This window comes from Lentzea sp. NPDC054927, from assembly GCF_053610285.1.
The window spans coordinates 1-10,276 of record NZ_JBSGXZ010000086.1 but is presented as its reverse complement, the minus strand read 5'-3'; the positions used below and the strand labels follow the sequence as shown (position 1 = coordinate 10,276).

General features: G+C 69.4%; 11 protein-coding genes. 2 read left to right on the top strand and 9 right to left on the bottom strand.

Translation table 11 applies throughout. The features are described 5' to 3' along the window. Positions 1–34: 34 nt before the first annotated feature. The gene (locus ACWGE0_RS45315; RefSeq protein ID WP_452267039.1) at positions 35–268 is read right to left on the bottom strand and encodes a hypothetical protein; all 234 of its coding nucleotides are present in this window, start codon (positions 266–268) and stop codon (positions 35–37) included. A 196-nt stretch (positions 269–464) separates the two neighbouring features. On the opposite strand from ACWGE0_RS45315, the gene ACWGE0_RS45310 reads away from it, so the two are divergent. Beyond that, positions 465–1,238, top strand: a complete 774-nt coding sequence (locus ACWGE0_RS45310; RefSeq protein WP_452267038.1) for an ANTAR domain-containing protein — start codon at positions 465–467, stop codon at positions 1,236–1,238. A gap of 38 nt (positions 1,239–1,276) precedes the next feature. Here the strand turns inward: ACWGE0_RS45310 and ACWGE0_RS45305 are convergent, their stop codons facing one another. The 8 genes from ACWGE0_RS45305 to ACWGE0_RS45270 form a co-directional block, all read right to left on the bottom strand. Continuing rightward, positions 1,277–1,912: a HemK2/MTQ2 family protein methyltransferase gene (locus tag ACWGE0_RS45305; RefSeq protein ID WP_452267037.1), complete on the bottom strand. Its 636-nt coding sequence runs from the start codon at positions 1,910–1,912 to the stop codon at positions 1,277–1,279. Between the two features lie 49 nt (positions 1,913–1,961). Next, entirely contained in the window at positions 1,962–2,750 is a 789-nt protein-coding gene (locus tag ACWGE0_RS45300; protein ID WP_452267036.1) for an SDR family NAD(P)-dependent oxidoreductase, read from the bottom strand. A gap of 146 nt (positions 2,751–2,896) precedes the next feature. After that, entirely contained in the window at positions 2,897–4,090 is a 1,194-nt protein-coding gene (locus ACWGE0_RS45295) for a glycosyltransferase (protein WP_452267035.1), read from the bottom strand. 115 nt (positions 4,091–4,205) lie between these two features. Further along, a complete protein-coding gene (locus tag ACWGE0_RS45290) occupies positions 4,206–5,420 on the bottom strand; it encodes a UDP-glucose dehydrogenase family protein (protein WP_452267034.1) in 1,215 nt (404 codons plus the stop codon). Next, positions 5,378–6,358 carry a glycosyltransferase family 2 protein gene (locus tag ACWGE0_RS45285; protein WP_452267033.1) on the bottom strand — a complete coding sequence of 327 codons (981 nt, stop codon included), beginning with the start codon at positions 6,356–6,358 and terminating at the stop codon, positions 5,378–5,380. Before ACWGE0_RS45285 ends, ACWGE0_RS45290 begins: the two co-directional genes overlap by 43 nt. Next, entirely contained in the window at positions 6,355–7,947 is a 1,593-nt protein-coding gene (locus ACWGE0_RS45280; RefSeq protein WP_452267032.1) for a carbamoyltransferase family protein, read from the bottom strand. The genes ACWGE0_RS45285 and ACWGE0_RS45280 overlap by 4 nt, the downstream gene beginning before the upstream one ends. Further along, complete coding sequence (locus tag ACWGE0_RS45275; RefSeq protein WP_452267031.1) at positions 7,947–8,834, bottom strand: NAD-dependent epimerase/dehydratase family protein; 888 nt, start codon at positions 8,832–8,834, stop codon at positions 7,947–7,949. The genes ACWGE0_RS45280 and ACWGE0_RS45275 overlap by 1 nt, the downstream gene beginning before the upstream one ends. 235 nt (positions 8,835–9,069) lie before the next feature. Beyond that, the gene (locus ACWGE0_RS45270) at positions 9,070–9,759 is read right to left on the bottom strand and encodes a GAF and ANTAR domain-containing protein (protein ID WP_452267030.1); all 690 of its coding nucleotides are present in this window, start codon (positions 9,757–9,759) and stop codon (positions 9,070–9,072) included. A 184-nt stretch (positions 9,760–9,943) separates the two neighbouring features. Between ACWGE0_RS45270 and ACWGE0_RS45265 the strand changes: the two genes are divergently transcribed. Next, positions 9,944–10,186: a hypothetical protein gene (locus ACWGE0_RS45265; protein ID WP_452267029.1), complete on the top strand. Its 243-nt coding sequence runs from the start codon at positions 9,944–9,946 to the stop codon at positions 10,184–10,186. Positions 10,187–10,276 lie beyond the last annotated feature (90 nt).

Here is a 10,276-nt window from a genome sequence, read left to right as displayed (position 1 = left end):
GTTCAGGGCCAGGCGGCCGCGGCCGTCCGGTTCGCTACTTGCCGAGCCGCTGTGCGAGCAGTTCCTTGCCCTGCTCGGCACCCTTGCGGCTTTCGCCCTGCGCCCGGCGGAAGAAGTCCGCCAGGTCCGAGTCGCCCGCACTCTCCGCGTCCTGGACGTAGGTCTCCAGCCGCAGCGCATTGCTGAGGCAGGCTTCCACGAACCAGATGATGTTGTAGTCCTTGTCCTTCGTGCCCGTCACCGTCTGGGCGTCGGCGTTGATCGACACGGTTCCTCCTCCTCCGGCGTCGGCTTTCCTCTACTCGACTACCCGGCAGAGCGGGAAAGACACCTGACGATCACGACAGGCCTGGCTTCTCACCCCTCTGCGGGCGTGCGTGTCGGATCTCGCAGGCTTTAGCATTCGCTGCGAGTGCGTTGAACAACCAGCGCCGCGAACTCGTCCCGGCGAAAGGTCCCGCGGCATGGACGACTTGACGACCCCGTCGAGCCAGACGGGCGAAGCTGACCGGCAGGATCCGGTGGAGCGGCTGGACGAGGCCACCGCCGCGCTGACGATGCTGCGCGACGGCATCGCCGGCGAGGAGCCGCTCGACCAGGTGCTGCAACGACTCGCCGAGACCGCCAGAAGGGCGATCCAGGACGCCGACGCGGTCACCGTCACCGTGAACCCGCAGGAGCCGAGAACCGCGGCCGCCACTGACGACACGCTCGTCGAGATCGACGAGAAGCAGTACCGCGCCAACCGCGGACCGTGTCTCGAGGCGGCCCGCACGCTCCAGGCCGTCCGCGCCGTGGCCGGGGAGAACAGGACCAGCTGGCCCGAGTTCGAGACAGCTGCGGACCAGCACGGCGTGCGTGCCTACCTGTCCGTACCGATCATGCTCCCGGCTTCGGACCGCAGCGACGCCAAGCACGTGGGATCACTCAACATCTACAGCAACACCGCGACGGCGTTCGACCCGTTCGACGAAAGCGTGATGAGGCTGTTCACCACCGCCGCCAGTGCGGCCATCGACAACGCCCACCGGTGGCAACGCTCCAGCGAGCAGATCGTGCAGCTCGAGACCGCGCTCGTTTCACGTGCGGTCATCGACCAGGCCAAGGGCGTGCTCATGGCGGCGCACTCGTGCACGGCGGACGAGGCCTTCGCCATGCTCGTGCAGCAGTCCCAGAACAGAAACGTCAAGCTGCGTGACATCGCGATGGACCTGCTGGACAGCGTCGCCTCGCGCTGAACACAACCACCCGGCCGTGGAAATCCACGAACGTGACCCTATGCGGGCTTGTCACCGCGGATCACCACCAGTTCCTCGTGCCGCTGGCCCGGTTCGACAAGTCCCCGAGCTTCGAGGAACGGGATCCGCTCGAGCATCACCGGTCCGAACGGTGTCCGGCACCGGCCGACCACCGCCGCCTTGAGCCCGGCGTCGCGCAACCTGCTCACGGTCGTGTCCTCTCCGCACAGTGCCGAGTGGACGAGGAGCAGCACGCCTCCCGGCCGGAGAAGCCCAGATACCTTGGCACACAGCGGGTCCAGCAACTCACGCCCGTCCGCGCCCGCGTCCCAGGCACGAGCCGGTCCCCTGGCAGCGCGGTTCGCGGGCACGTACGGCGGATTCGCCAGCACCAGGTCGAACCGGCCGCGGACGTCGAGGGCGTCGCCCCACCGCACGCGAACCGGTTTGCCCAGCGTGTTCAGCCGCGCGGTGAGCACCGCGCGCAGCGACACGTCGACCGCTGTCACCGTCGCCGCGCCCGCGCGCAACGCGGCCAGTGCGAGCGCTCCGGTACCCGTGCCGACATCGAGAACCCTTGCCCCGGCTGGAATCGCGGCGGAGCGCAGGGCCTCGATCAAGACCCGCGTGTCCTCCTGGGGCGCGTACACGCCTGGAGAGTTCGTCAGCATCACAGGTACCAGATACCCGCGAAAAACCAGTCCACACAGGAGAATCCCGGTGTTACGACTCCGCTGAGCCGGGTTCGGACATCTTGCGGTGCGCCTTGGCCTTCACCGGCTCCGGCAGCACCCGGCCGGCCACTGCCTGCGCCTTGTTCTTCACAGAGCCGGCGACGACGTGGTCCCTGCCCTTCATCAACGCCTCGAACCCCTCACGCGCGACCTGTGCCGGGTCGTCCTTGGCACCCTGGGCGACCTTGGTGTCCTGCATGCCGGCGCGGTCGAAGAAGTTCGTGTCCGTCGGGCCGGGCATCAGCGTGGTCACACTGACACCGGTGTCCTTCAGCTCTTCGCGCAGGCCCTGCCCGAACGACGAGAGGAACGCCTTCGACGCCGAGTACACCGTCTGGAACGGCCCCGGGGTGGTGGCCGCGATCGACGACGTGAACAGCACACGCCCCTCCTTGCGATCCACCATGTCCGCGAGCACGCGGTGCGTCAGATGTACGGCGGACGTGACGTTCAGGTTGACGATCTCCAGGTTGTCGTCCACGGACGTGTCGCGCACGAAGTCACCGCCGACCCCGACACCCGCGTTGACCGCGAGGGCGTCGACTGGCCGCCCCTTCATCCGGATACGCGCCACGAGGTCCTCGACACCCTGGTACGACGACAGGTCGACCTGCACGGCGTCCACCTCGACGCCACGGCCTCGAAGCTCCTCGCCGGCGGTGTCGATAGCGGCGTCCTCGGCCGCGATCACCAGGTCGTAACCGTTGTCCGCGAACACCTTCGCGAGCTCGAGACCGATACCGCTCGAAGCTCCCGTCACGACTGCCTGTGGGTTCACCGATCCTCCTTCAGAGCACGTGGCCAACACCTCGGAGGTACCCCGGACGGCCCTGGGCATTCGCGGTGCCGCACTCATTGCCGCAGGAGCTGTTCCAGCCGGTGCCGGGCGAAATCGATGAACAGCACGGTCATCGCCCAGCTCGGTCATCGCGCCGGCGCCAACGACCGCCGGGCCACGCGCTGGTACAGGTGTTCGGTCCGCCTCGCGACCTCGTCCCAGGTGTAGCAGGCAGTGACCCGGTCGGCGCCGGCGGTGCCGTAGACGTTGCGCCGGGAGTCGTTCGCCAGCAGTGACCGCAGTTCCTTCGCGAGCCGTTTCGGATTCCGTGGCGGCACCAGCTTCCCGGTGACGCCGTCGACGACGGTGTCGACGAGCCCGCCGACCGCGGAAGCGACCACCGGCAGGCCGCACGCCATCGCCTCCAAAGGCACGATTCCGAACGGCTCGTACCACGGTACGCAGGCGACGACGTCGGCCGAGCGCAGGAAGTCCGGCATGTCCTGGCGCGCCACCTGTCCGGCCAGCCGCACCCGGTCGCTCACCCCGAGGGCCTCCGCGTGCGCGAGCAGCCGGCGTGCCTCCCGGTCCGACCGCAGCTTGTGAGCGGGCGGTCCACCCGCGATCACCAGCTCGGCCTCCGGCACCATTTTCAGGGCGGTGATCAGGTCCTCGAACCCCTTGCGGGGCACCAGCCTGCCGACCGACACGATCCGCGGCGGGTGGGGAGAGGCCGGGGCGGGATGGAACAGCTCCGGATCGACGCCGCACGGCACGACGGCTGTGCGGGCACGCCTGATCCCCATCCTCATCAGCTCGTCGACCTCGTCCTCGCAGGTCGCGGCGATCAGATCGGCCTTCTTGCCGATGATCCGCTCGATCGCGATCCGCTGGGGAGGGCTGGTGTCCGCCTCGTTCTGGTGGCGGCGTTTCACGGTGCCGAGGGCGTGGAAGGTCTGCACCAGGGGCACGCCGAGGCCGCGCGCCGCGATGGCCGCGGCGAATCCGGACATCCAGAAGTGCGCGTGCACGATGTCAGGCGGCGAGGCACTCCAGTCCGCGGCGAGAAAGCGGGCGAACTCGCCCATGAACGGCAGAAGCTCGTCCTTCGGCACGCGCTTCGCCGGTCCGGCGGGCACGTGCACCACGTCGTAGCCGGCGTTCGCACGCACCCGCTCGGGGAGTTCGTCGTCGTCGCGCCGCGTGTAGACCACTACCTCGTGTCCCCGCGCCGCCAACGCCGCCGAGAGCGCCGCCACGTGCACGTTCTGCCCGCCCGCGTCCACCTCGCCCAGCTCCGCCAGTGGGCTGGCGTGCTCTGACACCATCGCGACCCTCATGCCCTCACCTCCGTCGGCATTCGTTCTCCGCGGTCGACAGGCATCGAGGCGGAAGTCCGGTCCATAGAGGAGATTTATCCGCGAAGAACGCTTCGAAACACCACTTGCCGAAGCGCTACGCGTCACCTGCGACGGTCGGCGGGCGTCCGTCCGGGCGTCCCACGCTGACCAGTCGAAAGCCCGCCTCGCGGACCTTGTCGGCCGGGACGACGCCGCGGGTGTCGACGAGCACCGGTGTCGTCATCCGGTTCGCGAGCGCGGGCCAGTCGAGCTCGGTGAACTCCGGCCACTCGGTGAGGACGACCAGGACGTCGCGGCCGTCCGCCAGCTCCTCGGGTGTGCTCACGACAGTGATGCCGTCGACGTCCTGGCTGATCGCCGGGTCGTAGGCGCGGATGTCGCCCTCCAGCAGCCGGGCTATCGCGAGCGCGGGCGAGTCGCGCAGGTCGTTGGTGCCCGCCTTGAACGTCAGGCCGAGCAGCCCGAGCCGGTCGCCCTCGATCATCTCCGCGATGCGGCGGACCTGGTGGTCGTTGGTGTCGACGGCGGCGCGCAGGGTCGCGAACTCAACGCCCTCTGCCTGTGCCGTGGCGAGCAGCGCGCGGGTGTCCTTGGGCAGGCAGGAGCCGCCCCAGCCGGGGCCGGGGCGCAGGAACGCGGCGCCGATGCGTTCGTCCAGCCTCATGCCCTCGGTGACGCCGTCGATGTCCGCGCCGACGTGTTCGCACAGTTCGGCGAGCGTGTTGACGAAGGACAGCTTCACCGCGAGGAAACTGTTGCAGGCGTACTTGGTCAGCTCGGCGGTGGTGTTGTCGGTCAGCACGACCGGCACGTCGCCGTAGAGCGCGGCGACCTGCCTCGCCGCGTCCTGGTCGGCCGAACCGACCACCACCCGCTGAGGCCGCAGGAAGTCCTCGACCGCGTGACCTTCCCGCAGGAACTCCGGGTTCGACACAGTCGGCTGGTGCGCGATGTCGCGCGCGGTACCGACGGGAACCGTCGACTTCAGCACCAGCACGGTGTCCTCCGGCACCTGTGCGACGACGTGGTGCACGGCGGTGAGGTCGGCTTCACCGCGCTCACCCGCCGGGGTGGGAACACAGACGAACAGGAAGTCCACCTCGCCCGGAAACTCCGTGGTGAACTTGATGTCGTGCTGTTCCAACAGCTCGGCGAGCCCTGGCTCGACCAGGTCGACCTCGCGCCGCCGCAGCCGCTCGATCTTGGCCTCGTCCACGTCCGAGCAGACGACGTCGTGGCCGAGGTGGGCGAGGCAGGCGGCCGTGGTCAGGCCGACGTATCCGGCACCGACGACACCGATTCGATGCACGGTCGTCCTCCCGACATGTCTCGCGCGGCGGTCAGCACATCGTTCTTGGTCACCAGCACCTGAAGCTCGCCACGGGCCCGGTGCAGACAGGCGACGGGCGGGATGACGGCACTCGTCACGATCATCCGCACGACCTCTGGTGCGGTACGAGGCCCTGGCGCGATGCGCTGTGCCGCGAACCGCGCGGTCATCGCGGCCCACCCGAGTGCCGCGACGGTCGCGGCACGCCTGCGGCCGAAAATTCCACAGAGGACGGACATGGCGGCGAGGCCTGTGGTGAGCACGTGTTCGCGCAACCTGCCGCGATGGCCGCCGATCTTCTCCCGCCACCGTGGTCCGTGCAGTTCGCGCATCAACGCGTCATCGGCGTTCCCCCGCTGCTGCTTCACGCTGGTGAAGAAACCGGTGCGCCGCACGGGATGCGTGGTGACCCGATCACCGAGCACGATCCGGTGTCCGCGGCCGATCACCCGCAACGCGAGGTCCGCGTCCTCCCGGTAGGCCCTCGGGAAGCGTTCGTCGAACCCGCCCGTCTCCAGCAGCACGGACCGCCGGTAGGCCATGTCGGCGGTGATCCACTTCGCGCCGGCGAGGCCGGAGGTGTTGCGTTCCCAGTCGGTCGGCCGGCGGTCCGGGGGCAGCGGCACCTCGATGCGTGCCTGACTCGCCGCCACGTCATCGTCGACTCCCGCGAGGTCCTTGACGAGCTGTCGTTTCCAGTCCGGCGGTGGCAGCACGTCGTCGTCGACGAAGACCACCCACTCGCTGGTGGCCCGCCGCCACCCGGCGTTGCGCGCGGCCGCCGGCCCGCGGCCGAACCGGTCGTACACCACGATGATCTCGTCCGGCGGAGGTCCTTCACCGTGCCGGATCGCCTTCACCACGACGTCGAGGCTCTCGCGGCCGACGGTGGGGATGACGACGGTGTAGCCGGTCATCGCCGCACCACGTACGAGCCGATCGCGAGCAGGTCGATGGGCGAGGAACCGAAGCACTCCAGCGCGTCCCTCGGCGAGTCGACCATCGGCCTCCCCGCCGTGTTGAGGCTCGTGTTGACCACGACCGGCACACCGGTGTGGCGGTCGAACTCCTCCAGCACCCGTTCCAGCAGCGGATCGTCCGCCACGGTCTGCACGCGGGCGGTGCCGTCCACGTGTACCACGGCCGGGATGCGATCCCTCCACTCAGGACGGACGTCGTGCACGAAAAGCATGTAGGGACTGGGAACCGGTCCGCGCTCGAACAGCTCGTGCGCCCGACTCTCCAGCACCATCGGCGCGATCGGCCGGAACTGTTCACGGCCCTTCACGTCGTTCATCCGTTCCAGGTTCTCCGCGAAACAGGGGTTCGCGAGCAGCGACCGGCGGCCCAGCGCCCGTGGCCCGTACTCCGACCGTCCCTGGAACCAGGCGACGATCTTGTCGTCCGCCAGCGCCCGTGCCACTACAGCCGCCAGATCCGTCGGCTTCTCGTACCCGACCCTCGCCGTCCGCAGCACCTGCTCGATCTCGTCGTCGCTCCAGCTCCGGCCGAGATCCGCGCCGGGCATCGGTACCAGCGGCTCATCGGACGCCACGTGCAGCGCGGCCCCGAGCGCGGTGCCCGCGTCACCGGCGGCGGGTTGCACCCACACCTCGTCGAACGGTCCCTCGGCGAAGATCCGCGTGTTCGCGACGCAGTTCAACGCCACCCCGCCCGCCATCGCCAGCCTGCGTTCACCGGTCTGCTCGTGCAGCCACGTCGCGAGCTCCAGCAGCACCTCCTCCAGCCTGCGCTGCACACTCGCGGCGAGTTCTGCGTGTTCTTGCAGCAGTTCCCCGTCCGGCGGTTTTGCCAGGGTGTTCCACTCGATCGGCGTGATCGCGAAGCCGCCGTCAGCGGTGGTGATGTGCTCGCGCATGAGGTCCAGGTGCACCGGTTCGGCGTGCGAGGCGAGGGCCATGACCTTGTACTCGTCGCTGGACCGCAGGAAACCGAGATGCTCGGTCAGGTCCTCGTAGAGCAGACCGAGCGAGTGCGGCAGCCGTTGCTCGGCGAGCTTGACCAGCGCCTGGTCCTCGTACCGCCCGGCCAGGTAGGAGCCGCACTCGCCACGCCCGTCGGCCACCAGCACCGCGCAGTTCCCGCCGAACGGCGCCGCGAGCCCGGTCGAGGCCGCGTGTGCGGCGTGGTGCGGCACGAACCGCACGATCTCGGGGTCCAGGCCAGGCAACGCGGTGGCCAGGAACTGCGGTGCCCGCAAGGCGTAGGTCGTGCGCAGCTCCTCCCACGGCGCGGTGTCGTCCTGCGCGAGCGCGGGATCGTAGGAGTACGCGACGGCGTCGAGATCGGCCGGCGTGAGCCCGGCCTTCTCCAGGCACCACCTCGCCGCCATCTCCGGCTGCTCCCACGCCGAGAAGGGAACCGGCCGCTTGCCGTGCTTGCGCCGGGAGAACCGTTCCTCCTCTGCGGCCGCGACCGTGTGCCCGTCGATCACGAGGGCGGCCGCGGGGTCGTGGAAAATCGCGTTGATGCCCAGAACCCGCATCACGCCTCCCTCGCCATCAGTCGAAGTCCTTGTTCCAGCGGGATCTCCGGCTCCCAGCCGAAGAGCTCCCGTGCTCTGGTGATGTCCGGCCGGCGTCGCCGCGGGTCGTCGGTCATCGCACCGACGTGCACGATCTCGGAGCCGCTGCCGGTCACCTCGATGACCTGCTTGGCGACCTCCAGCACCGTGACTTCCTCGGGGTTCCCGAGGTTGATCGGCCCTGCCTCGCCGCTGTCCGCCATGGCCAGCACGCCACGAACGAGGTCGTCGACGTAGCAGAGCGACCGGGTCTGCGTGCCGTCACCGTGCACGGTCAACGGCTCGTTCTTGCGTGCCTGCGCGAAGAACGTGGGCAACATGCGACCATCACCGGGCTTCATTCGCGGCCCGTAGGTGTTGAAGATCCTGACCACGCCGACGTCGAGTCCGTGCTCCCGCCGGTAGGCGAACGCGAGCGCTTCACCGAACCGCTTCGCCTCGTCGTACACGCTGCGCGGTCCGATCGGATTGACGTTGCCCCAGTAGGTTTCGCGCTGCGGGTGCTCCAGCGGATCGCCGTACACCTCGCTGGTGGACGCGACGACCACCCGCGCCCCTTGTCGACCGGCTTCTTCCAGCACGTGACGGGTGCCGAACCCGCCCGTCTCGAGCGTGCCGACCGGTGACGCGAGGTAGGCCGACGGCGACGCGGCGCATGCGAAGTGCAGCACGAGTTCGCTGGGCGGCAACCGGAACGGTTCGCGCACGTCGAGCTGCAAGAGGTCGACACCGGGCGGCACGTTGGCCGGCTCTCCCGTGCTGAAGTCGTCCACACAGGTCACCCGCAGGCCTCGTGCCACCAGGGCCTCGCACAGGTGCGAACCGAGAAAGCCCGCACCTCCGGTCACCACAGCACGTTCCACCATGGGAATGAGCTACCCGGCGAAACGCGCCCTACACCGCCACTGGGAAACTCGGTGAGTTGTTCATGGCAACGGGTTGTGGTGCGACGGTGTCACAGTGGCGTCCGACTGGCCCGCCATGCGCACAAGGGGTTGCAGCGGCAGCGAGACAGGTCAGCCTCGCCTCCTCCCCCGGCCAGGAACTGCGGTCGGGTGCCCGCTTTTCGGGTGCTGTCCGTGCTCAGTCCGCGAGGCGGTCGAGGGGGATCCGCCGATCGAGCACGTCGCGCGACACATCCAGCAACGCCCGATGCTCGGCGAACGCGTGCGCCCGCAGCCGCGCGAAGGCTTCTTCGAGGCCGATCCCCAGCCCTGCGGCCAGCACACCGGTCGCGAGATGTACCTCCTGATAGGACACTGCCATCCGGAGCTTCTCATGGTCGCCGGCGAGCTCGTTCTCCAGCAGTGCGAGCGTCGCGAGGTCCGCGAGCACCGCGGCGTCCGCGATCGCGTCCGCGGACAGACCACCGGGACGCCGCCGGTAGAGGTCCAGCGTGCCGAGCCGGATGCCACCGATCTGCAGGGGGAACACGAACATCGCGCCGAGGCCTGCCTCGGCGCCCGCATCGGCGAACCCGGGCCATCTGGCCCGTTCGGCGTTCATGTTCCCCACCAGCACCGGACCGCCGCTGCGGTGCGCCTCCACGGCGGGCCCTTCGCCGAGTGTGTACTGGAGCTCCTCGAGCGCCGTGCCCCAGCCGTCGCTGGCGGTGACCATTTCCTGTGCCCGTGCGGCGCCCCGCATCACCAATGCCGCAGTATCGACCGGAAGAACCACCACGCACACCGTGCACAGCGCCTGCGGCCACGGGGAACCCGCTGCGCGCTTCGCGATCATCCGCTCGAGCCGGTCCCGGCGCTGTCCGTCCACCTCGGCCCCTCGTGCCGCCGCCGCTGCCGACGACCAGGCTACGAGCCTGGGAGCGTGCCCCGCACCTCGCCGGCGGTCAGCCCGCGAGCCTCGCCGACCAGGCGTTCCAGCCACCGGTCGGACGATTCCAGCACCAGAACGTCACGGGGTCGCCATTCCCGGTCACGAGGAGGAGGGTGAAGGCATGACCTCATCCGACCGCGGTTCCGGCGACACGGCCGCGGCGCTGCGCCTCGTCGATGCGATCGCGAGGCGTGCCGCGCTGCACGAGGCCGTGGGTGTGGTGCGGGCCTGGGGTGGTGGCGACGGGCTGGAGCGGTTGTGCGATCAGCACAGCGACGCCGAACGTGCGGCGGAGGTCGCACGCGTCAACGCGGTCGTGGACGCCGCGGCCGAGCGACGGGCGGACCCGGAGTGGGGCGACTAGTTGTGATGTCCAGGGACGTTGTCCTGGTTTGGGTGTGTGACGGCTTGTCGTGAAGACAGGTGAAGGCCCCTGGATGTGAAGTGGAGCTGT

Excerpts from the sequence above, each read along its gene's own strand:
- ACWGE0_RS45310 (WP_452267038.1), top strand. The coding sequence starts at position 465 with ATGGACGACTTGACGACCCCGTCGAGCCAGACGGGCGAAGCTGACCGG.
- ACWGE0_RS45295 (WP_452267035.1), bottom strand. The coding sequence starts at position 4,090 with ATGAGGGTCGCGATGGTGTCAGAGCACGCCAGCCCACTGGCGGAGCTG.
- ACWGE0_RS45285 (WP_452267033.1), bottom strand. The coding sequence starts at position 6,358 with ATGACCGGCTACACCGTCGTCATCCCCACCGTCGGCCGCGAGAGCCTC.
- ACWGE0_RS45280 (WP_452267032.1), bottom strand. The coding sequence starts at position 7,947 with ATGCGGGTTCTGGGCATCAACGCGATTTTCCACGACCCCGCGGCCGCC.
- ACWGE0_RS45265 (WP_452267029.1), top strand. The coding sequence starts at position 9,944 with ATGACCTCATCCGACCGCGGTTCCGGCGACACGGCCGCGGCGCTGCGC.